Here is a 22,964-nt window from a genome sequence, read left to right as displayed (position 1 = left end):
CCCAGAGCGGATCAAGTAAACATAGGAGTCGCTGAAGCTCCACAACGTGCGCCTTAAGTCGCCTGTGATGTCATATCCACCCTCGAGGTCGAGTTGAGTTCTGAAAAAGCCTCTGAAGTCCGGGTCCGCATGAATTGGCTCGCTCAAGGCGTACCTACTGCCGGTCGGCGCGGCGGGATCACCTGAACCTGCCCGCCGCGCGCACTGATCCAGGCTTCGAGTTCCGCGCCGCCCACTTCGCGCGAGGAATCGTCGCTGATGACGGTGATCGGCCCGAATACCGTGCCCGTCAAGCCGCGAAGAACCGTGCTTTCGTCGACCTTGATCTCGAAGTAGTTCTCCTTGACCACGGCATCGGACAGGTCGCTGCCCCTCATGTCGGTGTCGAGCAACTCCGCACCGATGAAACGTGTTCCGCGAAAACTGGCTCCCCTTGCGTCCACGTCGGACAATGAGGCTCCGACCATGTCCGCCCCGTCGAGCACCGCCGAGCGGAGAACGGCCTCATCCAGGTTCGCCTTCACCAGGTCGGCGCACGTCAGGTCCGCGCCCGTCAGGTCCGCCGACTGGAGATCGGCACGGTAGAAGGAAGCTCCGACGAGCCGTACATCGACGAGTACGGCGTCGGTGAACCAGCAATTCGAGAAATCCCCGCCCGAGAGGTCCGCGCCCCGGAAGTCCCGCCCCATCCCGTTGAGGTTGTATTCCTCGGAGTCGAGCCACTCGCGGAGCTGCTCGGCGGCCGCAGGATCAACGGGAAACGCGGCAGGCTGCCACGGGACGGGCTCGATGGACGGCGCCTCCGTCACTGCGAGCCTTCGAACGCCTTGCGGACTTTCGTCCGTACGTGCTCGTTGCCGACCGTCGTGAGGTATGCGCCGAATTCCCTGATCTCCGGCCCCTCGGCCCGGTAGACGATGGTGACGGCGTGCTCCAGCGTGCGGGTCGAAGCGCTGACCCGTAGCACGCTCATGGCCAGTTCAACGGACGTGGGCCCGTCGACCGGGGTGACGGCGCATGCCAGGTCCACGAGCTGGGTGGCCAGGTCGAACCGCTGCTTCTCGCCGGCGGCCAGTGCGCGCACGCCTCGGCCGATGGCCTCCTTGATCTCACCCAGCGTGGCCCTGATCGTCGCGTCGTCGATCAGTTCACCGAGCCGGTCCTCGAAGTACTGCGTGTCGGCGAGCCGCACGAGCGCGCGGAACGCCTGCTCGCGCAGCGCCGCCGTCCCCTTCTCCTCGATCTCGTAACAGCTCATATCCACGGCAACCGCCAGTTGCGAGAACGTGCTGTCCACGGAGAACTTCCGGTCGATCGAGAAGTCGTACCACGGGGTGCCCTCCGGGTCACCGGCAGCCCGGATCACCGCTTCAAACCCGGCCGCCTCGCCCTCTTCGGTCAGATCCCGGCACGCCAGAAACCGTTCCATGGGCGGGGCGCCGGGGTCGTTCATCACACGGATGAGCCCGGCGACGCGGTCGCGTTCCTGGTCCAATCGATTCTCTTCCTCGAACTAACCCGGGGGCATCGGCTGTTCCGGCGCATCGCCGAACAGGTAGTCGTACATGTCCCGAAGGTAGGTGTGCAGTGTCTCCTTGTCGGGAAACTCGATATTGGTGAGTCGTTCGTATTCCGAGGGTCCGAAACTTTCGTCCGACATGATCTGCTCGAAACCTGAGCGGATCAAATCCACGTAGGAATCTCTGAAGCTCAACAAGGTGGGCCTCAGTTCGCCGGTGTTCTCGTATCCCCGTTCGAGATCAAGGTGGGCATTGAAGAAGTTCCTGAAGCGCGGGTCTGCTTGGATTTCTCCTGTCGAAGCGCGCCTGCTTCGCTTGTCGGCGATCAGCCCACCGCCGTGTCGGTGAGGTCCGGTCCTCGGCCGTCGACAAGGTCGGGTGCCGCCAGTTCGTATCCCTTGGCGTGTCCGTAATACGTCGGCTCTCCGGGTTCCGGTTCGACGCCGAGCAGCATCACGATCTCTTCCAGTGCCGACGTGAGCCGGGGTGCGTTGGCCGCGTGGATGGCCGGGTGGGGCTCACCCCGGAAATCGCACGGGCCCCAGATGTCGTGGTAGACGGAGATCTCGGCCGAAGGGCCGATCTCGTCCGGAGACACCATCAACTCGACGAGCCGGTGCTCGCTCTGCGGTGTTCCCTTCGCGTCGAACCACGTTCCGGATCCCAGTACGAGGATTCCGCCCATCTCGGCCTGCGGATATCCGGCGGGCCGGCAGGAACGGAGTGCCTCCGGCAACTTCGGGTCGTCGAGCGAACGCTCGACCAGATCCAGTCGGCTGTGAATACCGAGACCGCCCTTACCGACCTGGAACCAGTTCCATTCGAGGGCGTCCGGCTCCAGAAGGCCGTGCTGCCGGAGAACGGCACTCATGCGTCCCGCCGTCCGCAGTGCGGATTCCAGACCCGGCTCCACCACGTCGTCCAGGTCCCAGAACCACGATCCGCTCTCTCTTGGCGCGCGCGTCAGCATAATGTTGGAACTTCCTTATGGTTTGGCGGCGTTGGTCGGATAAATAGTGACAGAGCCGTCCTTGAACTTTAGCTCGAACGAGGCGTTGGTGCGATCGGCGGCCCGCTGGACCGCCTGGATCTCGCGCTCCGTGAGTTCGTTCCTGAAGCCCTTGATATCGAGGATTCCGACCTTGACGTCCACCCCGGCGCCGGCGAGCTGCTTCTCCGCGATCTTCTTGACCGCCGACTTGATGCCCGCGACGCTGTCCACGTCCTTGAGCTGAGCACCGTACTCGATACGGCCGTCGGTGCGGACCAGCACATCGAGGTCGAGCTTCTTGTCCGGGAGTTTCAACTCGAACTCGATGTTCTTGATTCCCTTGGCCTGCAATTCCGCCGCGTGCTCCATAGCCTGGTGCACTGCCGGAATCATGTCCTTCTGCTTGACCTGGAAAAGGAGGCCCTTGGGGTCCTTGAACATCGGCACGTCCGCGAAGCGGCCACTCGCGATGTAGTCGGCGACAGCCGCCCCGTATTCCGACTTCCTCAGCTGCGTCAGCATACGAGCCTGGTCCGTCGGAGGGACCTTCAGATCCTTGAGGGCGTCCGTGACGGCGGCTTCCCTTTCGGCGGGCATCCCGCCGCTGGGCGTCTGTGCCTTGTGATCGCCCTCCAGCACGACGCCCGGCTCGCGCTCCGGTGTCCCGGAGCTTCCTTCCGGACCGTTGCCCGTGCCACCGCCTTCGCCCGAGCCCGGTCCGTCGGTGTCGCCGCCACCCGGTGTCTCGTGCTGGCCGCCGTGGCCTGCCGGCTCGTGGCTTCCGTGGCCGCCCGGACCGTGTCCCCCGCCGCCGTGTCCGCCGCCCCCGTGACCGGCAGGCGTATGCGACCCGCCGCCCCCGCCCGACCCCGTCGGATGCTCCGTCACATGCCCGCCCGTCGACGGCGTCGTGTGGTGCGTCGTGCCCTCCGGCGAGGAGTGCGGCGGCTTCGCCGAGTTCTCGACGTGGCTCGGGCCCCCCGCGCCCTCCAGGACCTTCTCGTGGTCCGGGACGCGCTCGTGCGTGTCCGGGAGTTCGTTCTTGTGGGGCTCGGGGACCGCATCGGTGTCCGGTACGGGGTTGCCGTGCTCGTCGCGGATGACCGCGTCGTCGCCGACGACGCGCGGGTTGCCGTTGTGGTCGGTGTAGTGGAAGCCGGGGGTCTCGGTCGTGGGGTGCGGGGCCGTGCCGGTCGGGGCCGTACGGGCCATGTCGTCCACGCCCGCGGAGCTCGTCCGCAGGCTGTCCATCAGGTCGCCGACCTTGATCTTGGTGACGCCCGCCGCCTTGCCGAGGTAGCTCATCGGGTCGACCAGCGCACCCGCCTTGCCCGCCACCGACGCCGCGTCCGCGACCACGCCCAGCTTGCCGGCCTTGCCCAGCTTCAACAGGGAACCGGAACCGATGGTCACCACGTTGAACAGCACCGAACCGAAGGCGCGTGACGGGTCGTGGCCCCACTCGTCCCAGGCGACCAGCGACTTGCCGAAGTTGCGCAGGGCCGCCTTCTGGCGGTCCGTGTCGCTGTGGTCCACCGGGCCGAACATCTTGTCCATCGCCCAGTCGTACGGCGTCATGATGTACGCGCTGATGCCGCCGAACACGTCACCGATGCCCGACCAGGTCTTCTTGAAGTTGTCCCAGTCGAAGACGTTGACCATGCTGCCGAGGCCCTTGATCGTGCCCCAGACCCCGTCGACGAAGAAGCCCTTCAGCGCACCGCCGACGTTGTCCTTCGTCCACTCCCACGCGGCCCGCCACCCGGTGTACTCGCGCTCGTCCACCGTGCCCCACGGCGTCTCACCGGCATCCTTGACGTCGTCCGCCTTGAAGCCGTACATACCGGCCTTGTGCGAACCGTCGTCCACGACGAAGTGCGTCCCGCCCACCAGCGCCGTGATCTTGTTGGCCGCGTCGCGCTCGGCGCCCTGGAAGGCCACCCACGTCGTGCCGACCTCGTGGACCAGGCGGGCGTTCTCGTCGATCTTGTCCTGGTCCTGCTGCCAGTCGTCGTCGTCCCTGTTCTCCGCGACGAACCTCGCCGCGTCCTCCCGGAGCCGGTTCATCCGGGCCACCAGCGGCCGGGCCGTCGTCGCGAATCCCGAGAGCGCCCCGCTCACCGACTCCAGCTTGTCCGCGAACCCGTCCGCCTTGTCCCGTACCGGAATCGTGGAGTCGAGCAACTCCTCCTGCTCCGGGGCGTCATAGACCGGGTCCAGCGCCTGGAAGGCCGTGTGGACGTCCTTGCCCGTGGTCCGGATGTCGGAGGCGGTCGTCTTCAGCGTGGCCGCGTGCTTCTCCAGGGCCTCCAGATTGCCGGTGTAGAAGGGGATCTTCGCCAGGTCGATCACTTCTTGGGACCCTTCCCCTTCAGCTCCTCCGGGGTCGGCGCCTTGGAGTACTGCTCCTGCTTGTTCTTCGCCATGTCCAGGTCGCCCGCGAGATACGCCTCAGTGGCGAGCCGCGCCCCCGTCATGGACTTCGCCGCCCGGACCGGAAGGAACTTGAGGTCGTTGAGCGTGTGCTCCTGGAACTCCTGCAACGCCTGGGCCACCGGCCCGAACGCGCCCCCTTTCGGGATCTCGGTCCCGCCCAGCACCATCGTGCCCGCCGACGTCGCCGACCCCACCAGGTGGTCGTTGTAGGACGTGAACTCCTTCTCGAACTCCCCGCCCACTTCAGCTGTCTTCTTCAGCACCCGACGAACGCCGTTCGGGTCGATGTCCCACTTGGTCACGGTGCCCCCCCGTCAAGAATCGCTTCCACTGAGCGTCCGGGCGCCGGTGCGCCGAAGCGCGGGCACACCGAAGCACACCTCGCCATCCTGCACCGGCACACCCGGATGGATCAAACCCCATGTTGCCGTCTGCAAAGACGCGGCGGGGTGCGCCGCGGTTCCGCTCAGTACGTCAGCGCCACGGACCCGTGACCGCGAACGTGGTGCCCGGTGTGTAGACGTTCACGTACATCGTCCCGTAATCCGGTGCGAACGTGACACCCGCGAACTCGCCCCACTCCGGCTCCTCGGGCGTCCCGGTGTTCTGCCGGCCGCGCGCCATCGGGTACACCTCGCCGCGCCGGGTCAGGCCGAACACGTGCTGGGCGCCGCCGCCGTCCTCACAGACCATCAGGCCGCCGTCGGGGGCCAGGGTGATGTTGTCGGGGGACTCGCCGGGGAGCTGGAGATCGGTGCCGGGGCCGAAGACGATGACCAGGGTCAGCCGGCGCCGGTGCGGGTCGTAGCGCCAGACCTGCCCGTAGTGGTCCGCCGCCGAGCCCTCCGCGCTGTGCGCGAAGCTGGAGACGAAGTAGACGCACGAACCGCCCCAGTAGCAGCCCTCCAGCTTCTGGCCGTGCGTGATGCCCTTACGGCCGAAATCCTGGAATCGGATGGGGGTTTCGGCGGCCTGCGGGTCCGGTACGGGCACCCACTCGACGCCCTCGAACACCGTCCCGGTCTCCCGCACGGCCGAGAGGTCCGGCACCCCCGGCACCCGCATGGCCTCCAGCCGGCCGCCCGCCCGCAGCGAACCCGTACCGCCCAGCGGCTTCTGCGGCAGGAAGCGGTAGAACAGCCCGAACGGCTTGTCGAACGCGTCCTCCGTCTCGTACACGGTCCCGTCGCGCGGGTCGATCGCGACGGCCTCGTGCTGGAAGCGGCCCATCGCGGTCAGCGGCACGGCACCCGTGCGGCGCGGATCGGCGCCGTCCACCTCGAAGACGTAGCCGTGGTCCTTGGTGTAGCCGTTGGTGCCGGCCCTGTCCTCGGTCTCCTCACAGGTCAGCCAGGTGTTCCAAGGGGTGCGCCCGCCCGCGCAGTTCACCGCCGTACCGGCGATGGCGACCCGCTCGGACAGCACCCGGTTGTGGCCGTCGAGCTCCAGGGCCGTACAGCCGCCCTTGCCCATCGGGTCGTACGTCAGCTCCTCGACCACCGGTACGGGAATCGCGGCGTCCACCCGGTTCTCGTGGTTGCGGACCAGCCGTACGTGCCCGCCCCGGCCGGCGAACGCGGCCATGCCGTCGCAGTGGCTGGGCACCTGCCCCTCGCCGGAGCGGAGCCGGTCGCCCTCCCGGGACAGCACGCGGTAGTGGAAGCCCTTGGGCAGGTCGAGCAGGCCGTCCGGGTCCGGCACGAGCGGGCCGTAGCCCTCGTGGCCGCGAGCGGCGGAGCTGCCCGCGAAGAGTTCGGTGAAGGCCCCCGTGAAGGCGATCGAGACGGCGGCGCCGCCCGCGGCAAGAACGTTCCGCCGGGTGGCGGTGGGACGGGGTGCGACTGACATGGGCAACTCCCTGCTGGGGGACAGGTGACATGGCTTCGTCAAGAGCAGCCTTGCCCATCCGAGGCCATCCGTGAACGTTGTCACGCCGCCCATTACGGACCGGAGCCGACGCTCCGGGGCAGCAGCAGACGGAAGACACAGCCGTCGCCCACCCGGGTGTCGAGTTCGAGCCGCCCGCCGTGCGCCTCGGCGATGGTGGCCGCGATCGACAGGCCGAGCCCGGACCCGGGTCCGGCGCCCTCCCGGTCCGCCGACGGCCCCCGGTAGAACCGCTCGAAGACCTGCGGCGCCGCGTCGGCCGCCGGCCCCGGCCCGTCGTCCGCGACCTCCACCACGCACGCCTCCACCCCGGCGGGCAGCGCGGCAGTGGCGCCGTAGCGGCCGGGCCGGTCGGCCCCGCCGGTGTCCGGCCCGGTGCGCACCGCGCCGACCCGGACCTCGACGCGCGCGCCGGGCGGGGTGTGCACACAGGCGTTGGCCAGCAGATTGCCGATGACCTGGGACAGCTGATGGGCGTCGCCCAGCGCCTCCACCACGTCCAGCGCTGACCCGGACCCGCCCCGCCCGCCCAGCGGTGCCAGCCGTACGTCGCGGCCCGGATGCGCGACGACGGCCGCGGCGACCCCGTCCGCCGCGAGCGACAGCAGGTCCACGGTCTCGCGGTGCGCCACGGGGGCGTACCCCAGCTTGGCCAGCAGGAAGAGGTCGTCCACGAGCCGGCTCATCCGCTCCGCGTTCCGGGCGATCAGCACATGGGCCTCGCCCCGCCGGGCGGCGGGCAGACGGGGCCGCTCCACGAGGAGTTCGGCGAACCCCTGGATCGAGGTGAGCGGGGTGCGCAGTTCGTGGCCCGCGTCCGCCATGAAACGGCGCAGCCGCTGCTCGGAGGCGTCCTTACGGTGCAGAGCGGCCCGGACCTGGCCGAGCATCGTGTTGAACGCGAGCCCGAGCCGCCCGGTCTCCGTGCGCGGGTCGGTGTCCGTGACGGTCAGGGCCGACTCGCCGCCGGTGATCCGCAGGGCGGTCCGCTCCATCCGGGCCAGCGGGCGCAGCCCCAGGCGCACGGCGGCACTGCCGAGCAGCCCGACCCCGGCCGCGGTGGCGACCCCGATCGCGAGGCTGAACCACAGCAGCTTCGACGTGGCCCCCTCCACCGTGCCCAGCGGCAGCGCGACGACGACGCGCCGCCCGTCCGGACCCGTGTCGGCGACCACCCGCCAGGCCGAACCGCCGTGCGCGTCCGGCACGGTGACGGGGTGGCCGCGTTCCGGGCCGGGGCCGGAGGCGGTCGCGGGCAGCCGGGGGCGTCCCGTGCCGCTGCCGAGCGAGTCGGGCCGGAGCCGCCCGTCGGAGCCGTAGAAGAAGACCCGGAAGTCGGAGGGCAGGGCGTCCTCGGGCACGGGGCGGTGGGGCGGCATCCCGTACGCGGCCGGGGGCGGCGGGCGGAAGTGGGTGAGCCGGTGGTCGATCTGGCCCGTCAGCCACGACCGCATCACCGCGAGCCCCGCCGCCTGCGAGACCAGCACGGCCGCGGTGGCAAGGACGGTCGAGATCAGCACCAGCCGGGTCCGTACCGAGCGGGGCCGGCGCGGCAGGAACCTCACGGCGCGGCCGCGCGGGGCAGTCGCAGGCAGTAGCCCACGCCGCGCACGGTGTGGATCAGCGGCCGGTCCGCGCGGTCGATCTTGCGGCGCAGGTTCTTGATGTACGTGTCCACGATGCGGGTGTCCCCGGCGAAGCCGTAGCTCCACACGTCCAGCAGGATCTCCTGCTTCTCCACCACCTTCTCGGCCCGCGACAGCAGGCAGACGAGCAACCGGAACTCGGTGGGGGACAGCCGCACCGGCTCCCCGCCCCGGTGCACGGTGTGCCGCTCGCGGTCGACGCTCAGATCCGCGTACCGCAGCGGCGGCTGCTCGGCCGGCGGGCGGGGCGCGCCACCGGTGCGGCGCAGGATCGCCCGGATCCGCAGCAGGATCTCCTGGATGTGGAACGGCTTGGTGACGTAGTCGTCGCCGCCCGAGCTGAGCCCGATGATGCGGTCCTCGATGTCCGTCCGCGCGGTCAGGAACAGCACCGGGGTGTAGTCGCCCCGGGACCGCAGCGCCCGCGTCACGGCGAAGCCGTCCGTGTCCGGCAGCGTCACGTCCAGCACGACCAGGTCCGGCCGGCGGCGTGCCACCTCGTCCAGCGCGTCCCGCCCGTTCGCCGCCGAGGCGACGCTGTGACCGGCCGCGGTCAGGGCGGAGGTGAGCAGCGTACGGATACCGGGGTCGTCCTCGACGACCAGGACGGTGTGCCGGGCTGACCGGTCGCCCATGGGAAGGATCACCTCGCGGCGTTGCGGACACGGTCCGGGCGGCGCCGTGCGGCGCGATGCTACGGGCGGAACTTGTGCGCGTTCACAGGAACGGGGGCGCGCCCCGGCGGGGGTCCGGGGCGCGCCGGAGGTCAGCCGGTCACCTCCTTGTTCTTCGCCAGAGCCGCTGTGCGCTCGGTGACCGTGGTGCGCAGGGTGCCGACCGCGCTCTTGACGTCCTTCGCGGGGACACCGGCCCTGGTCGCCTGCTCCGCGAGGTCGTCCAGGGTCTTCGTGGCCTTGCCGGAGGCGTAGAACTTCTCGTACAGGTCCTGGTACGCCTTCCGGTAGACCGCGTCGAAGGCGTCGAGCTCCAGGAACCGTTCCTTCAGGGCGTGCCCGGACATCATGCCGCCGCCGCGCGGGCCACCGGCCGTGTCGTCGCCGTCGCCGCCCTCGGGTGCGCCGGGGAAGCCCTCGGGCATGCCTTCCGGCATTCCCTCCGGCTGGTCGCCGCCGTCCGGACCGCCTCCCTGGCCTCCGCCGGGGCGGCCGCCGCCCATGCTCATCCGGTCGTCAGGACCCGCCGTCGCGTCCCCGCTGAAGGTGAGGTTGTAGTCCCAGCCGAGCACCGAGAACTTCCTGCTGTTCAGGTCGTACCCGAGGAGGTAGTTCTTGCCCGGGCCCGCCATGTCGTCAAAGTTCATCAGCAGGTTCTGCGTGGCGGCGTAATGGGCGAACGAGTCGACGTCGACGTACCTGCCCAGGTCGGCGGCGAACTCCTTGTCGGAGGACTTCTCGACCCACTTGGTCAGCTTCATCACCGGTTCGAGGTCCTGGCTGCCGACCTTGTTGAGCTGCCGGAACGACGTCTCGTACTTCGAGGGGTCGTCGCCCTGGTAGTCGAACGTGCCGCCCGCCCTGGCCTTGTAGACCACGGACTCGCCCTCGACCGCCTCCGCGTACTCGGTGTCGGGGTTCTCGACCATGAGCCGTACGGCCGTCGGCCGGCTGTTGACCTTCAGCGTGGTGAGGCCGTACCGCTCGGCCGGCTCCCCGGTGCCGTCGATCAGCGCGAGAGCCAGTGCCTCGTTGAGGGGGACCTGCGCGTTGCTGCCCGGGCGCAGCGAGATCTCCCGCTCGCCCTGGTAGGCGCGGCCCTCCACGTACTCGTCGGTCTTGATGAGCCAGGGCAGCTCCTCGGGCTTGTCGGCGGACAGGTTGTACTGCGTCATCCCGCCACCACGCCCGCCGGCCGCGCCGCCGGACGCCTGACCGCCGCGCTGCCCCGTACCGCCCGCCGGCATCCCGCCGCCCGGCATGCCGCCCCCCGCGCCGCCCTCCGCGCCGCCGCCCTCCGCGCCGCCCGGCATCCCGCCCTGGCCGCCTCCCGGACCGCCGCCCCGGTTGCCGCGCAGGGACATCAGCGTCGAGTTGCCCTTGAGGCGGATGCCGACGTCGCTCAGGAAGACCCCGTCGATCGTGAGGTCGGCCGGGATGGAGTCCTTCGTGCCGTCCTTCTTGAACTCCTTCATCATCTTGTCGAAGTCGGTCTGCTTGTACTCCAGTTGCACCGAGTGCCGCACGGACGTGTCGTACAGCCCGACCGTCCCCCGCACGTCGTCCGTGATCGTGTCGGCCTCCACCCGCGAGGCGGAGGTGACATACGGGGAGACCCGCGCGTCGCCGAACGCGTACAGCATCACCGCGAGCCCCGCGCACAGCGCCCCGGCGGGCTTCCAGTGGTGGCGCAGGCGCACGGGTACGCGGTCGCGCAGCCGTCGCCCGCGGGGCTTTCCGTCGACGGGGCTCACAGGTCGGTCGTGTCGTAACCGGTCAGGACCGTCACGCGCTGGCCGGACGTGCGCTCCTGGAGTGCGGTGACCAGGTCGCCGGGCTCGGTGCCCTTCTTCATCCGGACCGTGTAGAACACCTCGTTCAGCGCCCCGCCCCGGATCGTCTCCGTGGAGACCAGCTCGAACTCGGTCGTGTACTTGATCAGCACGTCACGGATGCCCGGGGTGTAGTCCTCGCCCGCCGGGACCTGGACCTTGACCACCTGGCGCTGCACGTTCAGCGCGAACCAGTCGAACTTGTGCATGATGACGACGACCGCGCATATGACGACCGCGCCGACCGCGGCCAGCGTGTAGAAGCGGGCACCGCAGGCCATACCGATCGCCATGGCCAGGAAGATGAACCCGACGTCCCGGGTCTCCTTGACCGCGTTCCGGAACCGGACCACGGACAACGCGCCGACCAGGGAGAACGCCCGGGCCAGGTTGGACCCGACGACGAGCATGATCAGGGCGACGATCATGCCGACGATGACCAGGGTCTGGACGTAGGACTGGCTGTACGACACGTTCCGGTGGGTGTACCGGTAGACGTGGCCGATGACCGTGCTCAGGACGAAGGACAGCGCCATCGCCACGACGACGTCGGCGACGCTGAACGTCCCGCTGAGTTCCTGCAGATCGAAATTCACTGTGTTCCCGCTTCGAGATGGAAGGCGGACCGGGGTGCCAGCCCGAACGCCTCGATGGACTGGACGTACTTGGAGACCCGGATGAGGCTCAGGTTGCGGCGGGCCGCGAGGTCGGTGATCCAGTGCGGGGTGCGCTCGTTGACCTTGATCTCCATCACCGACAGGTGCGGTGGCACGGTGAACCGGTTCTCCGGATTCGCCTGCCCGAAGTGGAAGTCGCGGTCGCGGCCCCGGACGCGCCGGTCGAAGGTGACCCGGAGCCCGGTGTCGGCGGCGCGCCCGACCAGCGCCTCGCGCTGGTAGCCGGTCATCGCGGTGGGCCGGAGGTTGAGCCGTACGACGAGGTCGAGCACCTCGTGGACGAATGCGCGCTCCCCGGGCGAGTGCTCCACCAGCCGGCGCCCGTCGCAGAGTTGCCGAGCAGTCACATACGGCAGAGTGATGCGGCGCTTCTGGGTGACCCGGTTGACGCGCTGCTTGATCTCCACGCAGACCGGGGACTCGTCCGTGACTCCGGCCGGGTCGCCGTAGTGCCTGATGCGCAGCTTGCGGCGGAACTTCAGGCCCTCGATCTTCTCCCAGTAGAACCGCAGTTCGGGGGAGTCGTAGTACAGGCTCCACACCCCGTACCCGCCGACCGGGCTGTTCAGATCGCGGTCCATCCGCTCACCGAGCTCGTCGCGCAGTTCGGCGGCCTGCTCGACCGGGACCAGGTACTTCAGCTCGTATCTGTTGAAGGCGTGCAGCCTGCTCGCCACATGCAGCGGTGGGGGGTCCAGTGTGGCTGTGTCGGGTCGCGACACCGTGCGCCTCCTTCGTCGTCCGTGCCGGACCGGCCGGCCCGCGACACGGAACCAACGACGGATGAGGAAGCGATGAGAAACCCGGGTGGATTGCCGGAGGATTCAAGAGGGCCGGAAGGTGAACACGGCGGGTGTGGAAACAGCTGTGTCCCCGGGCGGACGGCCCGGGGACACAGCGGGGGAACGCTCAGGCGAGCGACGCGCTCAGCGTGATCGTCGTGCCCGAAAGAGCCTGGCTGACCGGGCAGTTGGCCTTGGCGTCCTCGGCCGCCTTGACGAAGGCCGCCTCGTCGAGACCCGGCACGGTGCCCACCACGGTGAGGTGGATGCCGGTGATGCCGGTGCCCGGCTGGAAGGTGACGTCGGCCTTGGTCTCCAGCCGGGCCGGCGGGTTGCCGGCGCCGCTCAGACCGTGCGAGAGCGCCATCGAGAAGCAGCTGGAGTGGGCCGCGGCGATCAGCTCCTCCGGGCTGGTCTTCCCGTTCGCCTCCTCCGCGCGGGACGGCCAGGAGACCGGGTACTCGCCGATCCCGGAGGAGTCGAGGGTGACGACCCCCTTGCCCTCAAGGAGGGTGCCTTCCCATTCCGTGTGGGCGGTACGCGTGGTAGCCATGCTGGTCCCTTCGAACGGTGCGCGGTGGTACGGGGACGGCGGGGCACTGCGTCGTGCGCCGCCGACGGTACGTCCTTACGCCCCCGAACCTACTGCGCCACCAGCCCCTTCGCGTCGCGCGCCAGCGCCGTGAGCCGGGAGATCGCCCGGAAATACTTCTTCCGGTACCCGCCGTTCAGCATCTCGTCGCTGAACAGCTGGTCGAAGGGCAGCCCGGCCGCGAGGACCGGCACCTCCCGGTCGTACAGCCGGTCGGCGAGCACCACGAGCCGCAGCGCGGTCGACTGGTCGGGCACCGGCCGCACCTCGGTCAGGCACACCGCCCTCAGCCCGTCCGTCAGCGCGCCGTACCGGCTCGGGTGGACGCGGGCCAGGTGGTCGAGGAGCGCCGGGAAGTCGTCCAGGCTGGCGCCCGGCGTGGCGTAGGCGGCCTTCGTGACCTGCTCGTCCGAGAACGGCGGCGGGGCGTCGGGCAGACCGCGGTGGCGGTAGTCCTCGCCGTCGATGCGCAGCGGGCGGAAGTGCGCGGACAGGCCCTGGATCTCGCGCAGGAAGTCGGCGGCGGCGAACCGGCCCTCGCCGAGCTTGCCGGGCAGCGTGTTGGAGGTCGCGGCCAGCGCGACGCCCTCCTCGACCAGCCGGCTGAGCAGCGAGGACACCAGCACGGTGTCGCCCGGGTCGTCCAGTTCGAACTCGTCGATGCACAGCAGCCGGTGCCCGCTCAGCGTCCGCACGGTCTGCTGGAAGCCCAGCGCGCCCACCAGGTTCGTCAGCTCCACGAAGGTGCCGAAAGCCTTCAGCGAGGGCGCGGCCGGGGTGGCGTGCCAGAGCGAGGCGAGCAGATGGGTCTTGCCGACCCCGTACCCGCCGTCCAGGTAGACCCCGCGCGGGCCCGAGGGTGCGGCAGCCGCCTTGCGGCCGAACCGCCCACCCGTCGCCCGCCACCACCCCTCAAGGGATGCGCTGCGCGCTCTTCCTGATTTCCCGGACCCCGACGCGTGCGCCCCGCCGAGCCCGGCGGCGAAGTCGCTGAGCACGTGGACCGCCTCGGTCTGGCTCGGCTGGTTCGGGTCGGGTACGTACGTATCGAAACGCACCGAGTCGAAGCGCGGCGGCGGCACCATCTCGGCGACCAGACGGTCGGCGGGGACGTGCGGCTCGCGGGCGCACAGGGACAGCGGGGCCGTTTCGGCTATGGGGCTGGACCCCGGCACGGCGTGGGAGGACGACACAACCGTCAAGCTTACGACCCGTGCCAGACTGCCGGACATGCGACGCCTGTTCCCTGTGACCGACCTGACAGCGGCCGACACCTCCGGCGAGTGGAGCCTGGACCGCCTCGCCGACGCCTACGCCTACCCCGCCGAGGACGGCCCCTGGCTGCGCGCCAACATGGTGTCCACGCTGGACGGGGCCGCCCAGCACGACGGCCGCTCGCAGCCGATCTCCTGCGAGAGCGACATGCGCGTCTTCGGCACCCTGCGCGGCCTGGCCGACGTGGTGATCGCGGGCGCCCAGACCGTACGCCAGGAGGGTTACCGCCCCGCCAGGGCGCGGAACGCCTTCGCGGCGCGCCGGGCGGCGGCCGGCCAGACCCCCGCCCCGGCCGTCGCCGTGGTCAGCGGCAGCCTGGACCTGGACTTCTCGCTCCCGCTCTTCGTCTCGCCGCTGGTCCCTACGCTGGTGCTGACCGGGGCGGGCGCGCCCCCGGACCGGATCGCGACGGCCCGGAAGGCGGGCGCCGAGGTGGTCATCGCGGGCGAGGGCTCGCGCGTCGACCCCGCGCGCGCCGTGCGGGAGCTGGCCGACCGGGGGCACCGGCGGCTGCTGACGGAGGGCGGGCCCCGGCTGCTCGGCCAGTTCGTGGCGGAGGGGGTGCTGGACGAGCTGTGCCTGACCGTCGCGCCGATGCTCACGGCCGGTGACGCCCAGCGGATCGCGGGCGGGCCCGCCGTGGCCGTGCCGAAACGATTCTCCCTGGCCTCGCTGCTGGAGGAGGACGGCTTCCTCTTCAGCCGCTACCGGAGGTGCTGACGGTCCCGCCGTCCCCGTACGCCCCAGAGCTCTCCCCGTACCGCCCCATGCGGTGGCAATGAGCGGAATATCGTGTTCCGGTTAGCGTTCCGTGGGCAGAATGGATCTCGCAGACCCCGTGCGAGCGCGGGGAAGGATGGTTTCGGCAGCGGCCCGCGACGGTCGCTGAAGAGAAGGGCTCTGTGGTGTTCACCAGCGTTTTGATGATCGAGAAGGCCCTCACCTCCGGGGACATCGAATTCGTCACCACCCTGCACGGGGAGGACCGCACCTCCTTCGTCGTCCTCATGCAGCCGCGCGGCGACCAGGCGGACGTCCTGCTGCGGGCCATCGACGACCTGGCGATGGGCGAACTGAAGGAAGCGGCCCGCGAGAGCGAGGAACCCGAGGGCCGGAGCGCCAGGGAGTCGGCGGAGCTCGCCCTCCAGGTCTCCCTGGAGGCCCTGCGCCAGGCGGGCTCCGAAGCCGTCGGCCAGGTGATCGAGAGCCACCCCCTGGACAAGCTCACCTCGGTGGTCGAGGAGTCCGAGGCCGACGAGGTCATCGTGCTGACCGCGCCCCACTACGTCGAGGAGTTCTTCCACCGCGACTGGGCGTCCCGGGCCCGGCACAAGGTCGGCGTCCCGGTGCTCAAGCTCTTCGCGCACAGCGAATAGGCTGGGAGCCCTTACCCGTACGCACCTGGGAGAGACACGTATGGCACCCGGCATCCCCGCCGCCATGGAACGACCGCACTTCATCGGCATCGGCGGCGCCGGAATGTCGGGCATCGCCAAGATCCTCGCCCAGCGCGGCGCGAAGGTCGCGGGCAGCGACGCGAAGGAGTCCCCGACCGCCGAGGCGCTGCGCGCGCTGGGGGCGACCGTCCACATCGGGCACGCCGCCGGGCACCTGGCCGACGACGCCAGCTGCGTCGTCGTCTCCAGCGCCATCCGCGCCGACAATCCGGAGCTGGTGCGCGCCGGGGAGCTGTCGGTCCCCGTCGTGCACCGTTCCGACGCCCTGGCCTCGCTGATGGGCGGGCTCCGCTCCATCGCCGTCGCCGGCACCCACGGCAAGACCACCACGACCTCGATGCTGGCCGTCGCCCTGAGCGAGCTCGACCTCGACCCCTCGTACGCCATCGGCGGTGACCTGGCGGGCCCCGGCACCAACGCCACGCACGGCGAGGGCGACCTCTTCGTCGCCGAGGCCGACGAGAGCGACCGCAGCTTCCAGAAGTACGACCCCGACGTCGCGATCGTCCTCAACGTCGAGCTGGACCACCACGCGAACTACGCGTCGATGGACGAGATCTACGAGTCCTTCGAGACCTTCGCCGGGAAGATCGTCCCCGAGGGCACCCTCGTCGTCTCCGCCGACCAGTCCGGCGCCGTCGAGCTGACCCGCCGGGTCCGCGAGGCGCTGCCCGCGCTCACCGTCGTCACCTACGGCGAGTCCCAGGCCGCCGACGTGCGCGTCCACAAGATCACCCCGCGCGGCCTGACCAGCGAGGTCACGGTGATCCTGGGCGGGAAGTTCCTCACCTTCACGGTGTCCGTGCCCGGCCGCCACTACGCGCTCAACGCGGTCGCCGCCCTCGCCGCCGGGATCGCCCTCGGCATCCCCGCCCACAACCTCGCCTCGGCCCTCGGCAAGTACACCGGGGTCAAGCGCCGCCTCCAGCTCAAGGGCGAGGCGGCCGGCGTCCAGGTCATCGACAGCTACGCGCACCACCCCACCGAGATGACCGCCGACCTGGAGGCCATGCGCGGCGCCGCCACCGAGGCCCGCCTCCTCGTCGTCTTCCAGCCGCACCTGTTCTCCCGCACCCAGGAGCTCGGCACCGAGATGGGTCAGGCCCTCGCCCTCGCCGACGCCTCCGTGGTCCTGGACATCTACCCGGCCCGCGAGGACCCCGTCCCCGGCGTCACCAGCGCCCTGATCATCGACGCGGCCACCGCCGCCGGTGCCGATGTCACCGCCGTCCACGACAAGGACCGGGTCCCCGAGGTCGTCGCGGGAATGGCGAAGCCCGGCGACCTCGTTCTCACCATGGGAGCGGGCGACGTCACCGACCTCGGCCCGCGGATCCTGGACCACCTGTCGAGCTGAAGGAGCCACCGTGACGTACGACGTCGAGAAGCCGGACGAACAGTGGCGGGAGGAGCTCACCGCCGCCGAGTACGCGGTGCTGCGCAAAGCCGGCACCGAGCCCGCGTTCGTCGGTGAGTACACGGACACCAAGACCGAGGGCGTCTACTCCTGCCGGGCCTGCGGCGCGGAGCTGTTCCGCTCCGGCACCAAGTTCGAGTCGCACTGCGGCTGGCCGTCCTTCTACGACCCGAAGGACACCGACGCGGTCGAGCTGATCCAGGACCGCAGCCACGGCATGGTCCGCACCGAGGTCCGCTGCGCCCGCTGCGGCTCCCACCTGGGCCACGTCTTCGAGGGCGAGGGCTACCCGACCCCGACCGACCAGCGCTACTGCATCAACTCGATCTCGCTGCGACTGACGCCCGACGCCTGATCGTCCCCGCGTTACGGGGCCGGCGCGCCCCGTAACGCTCAGGCCCGTCGTACCCGCCCCGCGAGGCGGCGGCCCAGGCGGCCCAGGGTGCTCCGCTCGCGGCGGTTCCAGTCGCGGAAGGCGTCCGCCCGGCCGCTGCTGCCCGAGCGGCCGACCGCGTCCTCGACCGCCGCGACCCGGTCGGCGGGCAGCCTCCGCACCACGGGCCGCAGCACCTCGTCGAGGAGCCCGGTGGCGGCCTCGGTCCACGGGGCGCCGGCGTGCGGGTGGGCCGTCCACACGGTGAAGCAGTCGGCCGCGTACGCCGGGTCGGCGGCCAGCCGGGCCCGGACGCCGTCACCGCGCGCGGTCCGGGCGTAGGCGGCGATCAGGTCCGCGTCCCCGCTCTGCACGAGGGCGTACAGCTCCTCGTCGGGCCGCTCCGGGGCCAGCAGCCGCCCGGCCACCGCGTCGCACGCCTGCCCGAGCACGCCCGGCTCCACGGGCTCCGCCTCCGCGCGCAGCGCCCGCACCCGTTCGGCCCAGTCCGGCTCCGCCGCGCCCGAGCGCACCTCGCGGGCGAAATCGAGCAGCTGGAGCGCCGCGCGCACCCGGCCCCCGGTCTCCTGCGGAAAGCCGCGCAGCAGGTCGTGGGCCAGCTCCGGGGCCGCCCCGTCATCCGCGCCGGCCGCGAGCGCGGCGGCCACCAGGAGCGACCAGGTGCCGGCCGCCCGGTGCGCGTCCGAGGTCGCCGCCTCCAGCAGCTGCCGGGCCTCGGCGGCCGTCGGCGCCCCCTCGTCCCACACCAGGCCCACCGCTGTCCGCAGCACCAGCGGCTCGGCGAACGGGGAGACCCCGCCGGCCCGCAGGATCCGCTGGAGCGTCGCGACCCGGTCGTCGCCGCAGCCCGCCCTCGCCTCCGGCGCCCCGGCGCACATCCGCAGATGCGGCAGCGCCTGCGTGCCGGTGAACGGCAGCGGCACCCGGCTCAGCAGCCGCGCGACCCCGGCCGGATGGTCCGGCGCGATCCGGTCGAGCGCGCCGAGCAGCGCCGTACGCACATCGAACTGCTCGTCCATCAGCTCCAGCAGCGCGGGCGCCCAGCCCGGGGCGCCCTCCTCGTCGCCCGTCAGCAGCGCGGGCCCGAGCCGGTCCACCACGGAGGGCAGCAGCTCGGCGCAGTTCACCCCGAGCAGCCGGGCCACCCGCAGCAGCTGCACCGTACGGGCCACGTCCAGGCCGACGCCCGCGCCGCCCAGCTCGGTCATGATCTCCGGCCCGAGCACCCCGGCGACGGCCGCGCCCTCCGGTCCGCTGAAGGCGGTGCGGCCGGGCAGCTCCAGCGAGCCGTTGCCGCCGCGCACCGCCTCCGTCACCAGCATCGCGGCGAGCGGGGTGGTGGTCGTCGTGGGGGAGCGGCCGTCGAGCGCCGCGAACAGCCGCCCGGCGGCGTCGAACTCGGGCCCGGAGCGGTCGTCGGTCCCGGGCGCGGTCAGCGCCTCGACCAGCCGGTGGGTCCGGGTCCCGTCCAGGGCGTACGGCCGCTCGGCGGCCCAGTCGGCGGCCGCCGCGCGCTCCTCGGTGCCGAGCGCTATGCCGGCGCACAGGGCCGTCACCGCCAGCGGCCCCGCCGCGAACGGCTCCCCGGGCAGCGCGGCCGCTTCCCGGAACAGCTCCGGCGCCCGGCCGCGCCAGACCCGGGCCGCCGTCTCGGCCCAGGTGTCGCCGACGGGCCCCTCCGGGCGCGGACCGGTGCACCGATGCACGCGCAGCCCGGCGTCCGCCAGCTCCTCGGCGTCCTCGGGCAGCACCCCGACCACCCGCCCGGCCGCCTCGCGGGGCCGGCGGGTGTACGTGGTGAAGGTCAGCTGCTCGGCGAGCCCGTCCGGCAGGGCGAGCCCGGCCAGCGCGACCCAGCGGGCGACGTCCGCGCTCTGCCGCTCGGCCAGGACGACCCGCTCCGGCCCGTCCGGTCCGTGCAGGCGGCGCAGGTCGGACAGCACCCCGGCCAGCCAGGGGCCGCGGGCGACGGCGAAGTCGTTCAGCGCCTCGCGCTCGCGGGCCTCGTGGCCGACCGGGGCGGCCGGCGCGGCGAGCGGGTCGGGCAGCGGGCGGTCGGGGGTGACGGCGGCCCAGCGGGCGGACCGGCAGGCGGTGAGCGGCAGCGTCCCCTCGGGGAGCCGGGTGCCCGGGGGCAGGTGGACCGCGTGGGCGTGGAAGCCGACGGCGGAGGTCCGGGGGGAGCGCACCGCGACGGTCCGGGCCAGCAGCCCGCTGCCGTCGGAGAGCAGGCTGAAGCTGTACGCCTCGGGCAGGGCGCGCAGGGCGGTGTCCGTGAGCCGGTCCGGTGTGCCGTGCGGCGCCTCGTACGCCAGTAGCGGTCCCGCCTCGGTCAGCACGGACGCGGGTATCGAGGCGTCAACCGACGTGAACCGGGCGGCTGTCGGCCCGTCCTCGCCGGTTCCGTCCCCGTCCGCGGAGGTGTAGTGCAACTGTGCGAGGCTCATGCGTCGGCTCTCTTCGTCCCTGCCTGAAGATCCCCTGCCACCCGCACCCGCCCTCGCGGTGGCAGCGCCGTCCCGGCAGAGAGCGGCGACCCCGGCGGGGAGTGCTCCGCAGTCGCTGGGGCGACGCTATCAAGGAGCGACACGCCCTTGTGCCCCTGCGGCCGGAAGCCCGGGGGCGCGGGACCGCCGCCGGGCGGCCGAACTGACTGCTCGCCCGGCCGCTCCCGGGGCGCGGCGACTTCGCCGGCATGTTCGTCCACCCGATGAGCAGTCTGGCCGACGGGTCGCGCGCGTACCGCCCGAACGCGGCCGCCCCCGCGATCCTTCGGCGAGGTCGCGGGGGCCGGGCCCGGACTACTCGAAGCGTGAGGTGTCGCCGGCTCCCCGGCGTACGATCTCCAGCTCACCGTCCGAGAAGTCGATGACGGTCGTCGGCTCCGTACCGCAGTCGCCGGAGTCGATGACGATGTCCACCTCGTGGTCCAGGCGCTCCTTGATCTCCCAGCCCTGGGTGAGGGGTTCGGCCTCGTCGGGCAGCAACAGCGTGCTGGAGAGCAGTGGTTCGCCCAGCTCGCCCAGGAGGGCCTGCACGACCGGGTGGTCCGGGATGCGGACGCCCACGGTCTTCTTCTTGGGGTGCAGCAGCTGGCGCGGCACCTCCTTCGTGGCCGGCAGGATGAAGGTGTACTGACCGGGCGTCGACGCCTTCACCGTACGGAACACGTCGTTGTCGATGTGCACGAACTGCCCGAGCTGGGCGAAGTTCTGGCACATCAGCGTGAAGTGGTGGCGGTCGTCGAGGTTGCGGATCGCCCGGATGCGGGACAGGCCGTCCCGGTTGCCGAGCTGACACCCGAGTGCGTAGCAGGAGTCCGTCGGATACGCGACGAGCGCTCCGGAGCGGATGTTTTCGGCCACGTTGGTGATGGTGCGCTGCTGGGGATTTTCGGGGTGTACGTCGAAATACTTCGCCATCCGGCGAGTCTACGGCCGGTCGCGCGAACGGTTCCCGGAGCGGTGGATTGTCCGGCCCCCGGGCGGGCAGGACAACCGTTTCGAGTGGCGGCCGCCGTTCAAACCCTTCCGGCCGATGGCGTCTCGAGCGGTGAGTTGTGCATCATGCATGAAACGTGCATCGTGCACACATTCCATGGTATATGTGTACAGAGAGGTCGCCGTTCCGGTGGGGAGGCGTACCGCAGTCTTGAGGGAGCCGCGCGTGGACATGCCTGTGGACCGGATCGAGTTCGAGACGATGCTGCTCGGCCGGCACATGAGCCTGCTCACCTCACGCGGCGGCGGACGGCTCGACCGGAGCGCGTACATCCTCCTCAGCCGCATCCGGGTCCAGGGCCCCATGTCGATCGGCCAGCTGCACGACGCGTTCGGCCTCGACACCTCGACGCTGAACCGGCAGACCGCGGCGATGCTCCGAGCCGGCGTGGTCGACCGCATCGCCGACCCGGACGGCGGGATCGCGCGCAAGTTCGTCATCACGGACGAGGGCGAACACCGCCTCGACAAGGACCGGGCCGAGAACCGCGAGGGACTGCAACGCGTCCTCGCCGAGTGGACCCCGGAGGAGGCCGCCCGCTTCGCGGACGACCTGGCCCGCCTCAACCGCGACATCGAGCGCCTCGACGGCAGGCCCTGGCCGCGCGACTGAGCCGTACGGTCGCACTCGTGCGCGGCGTGAAGCGGAGCTGCGGTCCCGCTTAAGAAAACCTCGATGGACCTGGGGCGCGGGGTACGGCAGATTTCTCCGTGACGGCGGAGGATGGTGCGCGGCAGCCGGTGCGAGCGCGCTGCCACGCCGTCCCTCTCATCCTTCCCCGGGCCGCAGGCATCCTCAGGCATGCCCCCGGCCCGGGGAGCTCAACGCCGTACAGGGAGCCACAGCCGTGAAGGCACTCGTGAAGCAGAAGGCCGAGCCCGGACTCTGGCTGATGGACGTCCCCGAGCCCGAGACCGGCCCCGGTGACGTACTGATCAAGGTCCTGCGCACCGGCATCTGCGGGACCGACCTGCACATCCGCAACTACGACGGCTGGGCGCAGCAGGCCATCAGCACCCCGCTCGTCCTCGGCCACGAGTTCGTCGGCGAGGTCGCCGCGATCGGCGCGGACGTGGCCGACATCGCCGTCGGCGACCTGGTCAGCGGCGAGGGCCACCTCGTCTGCGGCAAGTGCCGCAACTGCCTGGCGGGCCGCCGCCACCTCTGCCGCTCCACGCTGGGCCTCGGCGTCGGCCGCGACGGCGCCTTCGCCGAGTACGTCGCGCTGCCCGCGTCCAACGTGTGGGTGCACCGGGTCCCCGTCGACCTCGACGTCGCCGCGATCTTCGACCCCTTCGGCAACGCCGTCCACACCGCGCTGTCCTTCCCGCTCGTCGGCGAGGACGTCCTGATCACCGGCGCAGGACCGATCGGCATCATGGCCGCCGCCGTCGCCAAGCACGCCGGCGCCCGCAACGTGGTGATCACCGACGTCAGCGAGGCCCGCCTCGAACTGGCCCGCAAGGTCGGCGTCAGCCTGGCGCTCAACGTCGGCGAGCACACCATCGCCGACGGCCAGAAGGAGCTGGGCCTGCGCGAGGGCTTCGACATCGGCCTGGAGATGTCCGGCCGCCCCGAGGCGATGCGCGACATGATCGCGAACATGACGCACGGCGGCCGGATCGCCATGCTCGGCCTCCCCGCCGAGGAGTTCGCCGTCGACTGGGCCCGGATCGTCACCTCCATGATCACGATCAAGGGCATCTACGGCCGCGAGATGTACGAGACCTGGTACGCCATGTCCGTCCTGCTGGAGGGCGGCCTCGACCTCGCCCCCGTGATCACGGGCCGGTACGGCTACCGCGACTTCGAGGCGGCTTTTGACGACGCGGCGAGCGGGCGCGGCGGCAAGGTCATCCTCGACTGGACCGTCTGACCTCTTC

At 71.1% G+C, this 22,964-nt stretch carries 22 protein-coding genes; 6 read left to right on the top strand and 16 right to left on the bottom strand.

Annotation, left to right across the window (positions count from 1 at the left end; genetic code table 11):
• Positions 1 to 143 precede the first annotated feature (143 nt).
• The 14 genes from OG867_RS04595 to zapE form a co-directional block, all read right to left on the bottom strand.
• The gene (locus OG867_RS04595) at positions 144 to 809 is read right to left on the bottom strand and encodes a pentapeptide repeat-containing protein (RefSeq protein WP_406283013.1); all 666 of its coding nucleotides are present in this window, start codon (positions 807 to 809) and stop codon (positions 144 to 146) included.
• Positions 806 to 1,495, bottom strand: coding sequence for a hypothetical protein (locus tag OG867_RS04590; RefSeq protein WP_406283011.1), 690 nt, complete (start codon positions 1,493 to 1,495; stop codon positions 806 to 808). The genes OG867_RS04595 and OG867_RS04590 overlap by 4 nt, the downstream gene beginning before the upstream one ends.
• An 18-nt stretch (positions 1,496 to 1,513) precedes the next feature.
• Entirely contained in the window at positions 1,514 to 1,693 is a 180-nt protein-coding gene (locus OG867_RS04585; protein WP_406283009.1) for a hypothetical protein, read from the bottom strand.
• A gap of 152 nt (positions 1,694 to 1,845) precedes the next feature.
• Positions 1,846 to 2,490, bottom strand: coding sequence for a hypothetical protein (locus OG867_RS04580; protein WP_406283007.1), 645 nt, complete (start codon positions 2,488 to 2,490; stop codon positions 1,846 to 1,848).
• Positions 2,491 to 2,505: 15 nt separating this feature from the next.
• A complete protein-coding gene (locus tag OG867_RS04575) occupies positions 2,506 to 4,863 on the bottom strand; it encodes a hypothetical protein (protein WP_406283005.1) in 2,358 nt (785 codons plus the stop codon).
• Complete coding sequence (locus OG867_RS04570; RefSeq protein WP_328903068.1) at positions 4,860 to 5,249, bottom strand: DUF6507 family protein; 390 nt, start codon at positions 5,247 to 5,249, stop codon at positions 4,860 to 4,862. Before OG867_RS04570 ends, OG867_RS04575 begins: the two co-directional genes overlap by 4 nt.
• A 172-nt stretch (positions 5,250 to 5,421) precedes the next feature.
• A complete protein-coding gene (locus OG867_RS04565) occupies positions 5,422 to 6,795 on the bottom strand; it encodes an alkaline phosphatase PhoX (RefSeq protein WP_406283003.1) in 1,374 nt (457 codons plus the stop codon).
• 92 nt (positions 6,796 to 6,887) lie between these two features.
• Positions 6,888 to 8,399, bottom strand: a complete 1,512-nt coding sequence (locus tag OG867_RS04560) for a sensor histidine kinase (RefSeq protein WP_406283001.1) — start codon at positions 8,397 to 8,399, stop codon at positions 6,888 to 6,890.
• On the bottom strand, positions 8,396 to 9,115 hold the full coding sequence (locus OG867_RS04555) for a response regulator transcription factor (protein ID WP_406282999.1): 720 nt from the start codon (positions 9,113 to 9,115) through the stop codon (positions 8,396 to 8,398). Before OG867_RS04555 ends, OG867_RS04560 begins: the two co-directional genes overlap by 4 nt.
• Before the next feature lie 131 nt (positions 9,116 to 9,246).
• On the bottom strand, positions 9,247 to 10,908 hold the full coding sequence (locus OG867_RS04550; protein WP_406282997.1) for a CotH kinase family protein: 1,662 nt from the start codon (positions 10,906 to 10,908) through the stop codon (positions 9,247 to 9,249).
• Positions 10,905 to 11,582, bottom strand: coding sequence for a DUF4956 domain-containing protein (locus OG867_RS04545; protein ID WP_328903073.1), 678 nt, complete (start codon positions 11,580 to 11,582; stop codon positions 10,905 to 10,907). Before OG867_RS04545 ends, OG867_RS04550 begins: the two co-directional genes overlap by 4 nt.
• Positions 11,579 to 12,385: a polyphosphate polymerase domain-containing protein gene (locus OG867_RS04540; RefSeq protein ID WP_406282995.1), complete on the bottom strand. Its 807-nt coding sequence runs from the start codon at positions 12,383 to 12,385 to the stop codon at positions 11,579 to 11,581. Before OG867_RS04540 ends, OG867_RS04545 begins: the two co-directional genes overlap by 4 nt.
• 187 nt (positions 12,386 to 12,572) lie before the next feature.
• The gene (locus OG867_RS04535) at positions 12,573 to 12,998 is read right to left on the bottom strand and encodes an OsmC family protein (protein WP_406282993.1); all 426 of its coding nucleotides are present in this window, start codon (positions 12,996 to 12,998) and stop codon (positions 12,573 to 12,575) included.
• An 89-nt stretch (positions 12,999 to 13,087) separates the two neighbouring features.
• Complete coding sequence (zapE, locus tag OG867_RS04530; RefSeq protein WP_406282991.1) at positions 13,088 to 14,230, bottom strand: cell division protein ZapE; 1,143 nt, start codon at positions 14,228 to 14,230, stop codon at positions 13,088 to 13,090.
• Between the two features lie 37 nt (positions 14,231 to 14,267).
• On the opposite strand from zapE, the gene OG867_RS04525 reads away from it, so the two are divergent.
• The 4 genes from OG867_RS04525 (at position 14,268) to msrB (ending at position 17,541) form a co-directional block, all read left to right on the top strand.
• A complete protein-coding gene (locus OG867_RS04525) occupies positions 14,268 to 15,032 on the top strand; it encodes a pyrimidine reductase family protein (RefSeq protein WP_406282989.1) in 765 nt (254 codons plus the stop codon).
• Between the two features lie 203 nt (positions 15,033 to 15,235).
• The gene (locus tag OG867_RS04520) at positions 15,236 to 15,688 is read left to right on the top strand and encodes a hypothetical protein (protein WP_018100680.1); all 453 of its coding nucleotides are present in this window, start codon (positions 15,236 to 15,238) and stop codon (positions 15,686 to 15,688) included.
• 40 nt (positions 15,689 to 15,728) lie between these two features.
• On the top strand, positions 15,729 to 17,126 hold the full coding sequence (gene murC / locus OG867_RS04515) for a UDP-N-acetylmuramate--L-alanine ligase (protein WP_406282987.1): 1,398 nt from the start codon (positions 15,729 to 15,731) through the stop codon (positions 17,124 to 17,126).
• A 10-nt stretch (positions 17,127 to 17,136) separates the two neighbouring features.
• Positions 17,137 to 17,541 carry a peptide-methionine (R)-S-oxide reductase MsrB gene (gene msrB, locus OG867_RS04510; RefSeq protein ID WP_328903079.1) on the top strand — a complete coding sequence of 135 codons (405 nt, stop codon included), beginning with the start codon at positions 17,137 to 17,139 and terminating at the stop codon, positions 17,539 to 17,541.
• Positions 17,542 to 17,579: 38 nt separating this feature from the next.
• On the opposite strand, the gene OG867_RS04505 is transcribed toward msrB, so the two are convergent.
• Together OG867_RS04505 and OG867_RS04500 are read right to left on the bottom strand one after the other, a co-directional pair.
• Positions 17,580 to 20,027, bottom strand: coding sequence for a GTPase-associated protein 1-related protein (locus OG867_RS04505; RefSeq protein WP_406282985.1), 2,448 nt, complete (start codon positions 20,025 to 20,027; stop codon positions 17,580 to 17,582).
• Between the two features lie 354 nt (positions 20,028 to 20,381).
• The gene (locus OG867_RS04500) at positions 20,382 to 21,002 is read right to left on the bottom strand and encodes an L-threonylcarbamoyladenylate synthase (RefSeq protein ID WP_328903081.1); all 621 of its coding nucleotides are present in this window, start codon (positions 21,000 to 21,002) and stop codon (positions 20,382 to 20,384) included.
• A gap of 244 nt (positions 21,003 to 21,246) precedes the next feature.
• On the opposite strand from OG867_RS04500, the gene OG867_RS04495 reads away from it, so the two are divergent.
• Together OG867_RS04495 and tdh are read left to right on the top strand one after the other, a co-directional pair.
• A complete protein-coding gene (locus tag OG867_RS04495) occupies positions 21,247 to 21,693 on the top strand; it encodes a MarR family transcriptional regulator (RefSeq protein WP_406282981.1) in 447 nt (148 codons plus the stop codon).
• Positions 21,694 to 21,928: 235 nt separating this feature from the next.
• Entirely contained in the window at positions 21,929 to 22,957 is a 1,029-nt protein-coding gene (gene tdh / locus OG867_RS04490) for an L-threonine 3-dehydrogenase (RefSeq protein WP_406282978.1), read from the top strand.
• Positions 22,958 to 22,964: the final 7 nt, after the last annotated feature.

The sequence above is a fragment of the Streptomyces sp. NBC_00209 genome (assembly GCF_045206345.1).
Lineage (GTDB): Bacteria > Actinomycetota > Actinomycetes > Streptomycetales > Streptomycetaceae > Streptomyces.
This window is presented reverse-complemented; position numbering and strand designations above follow the sequence as displayed.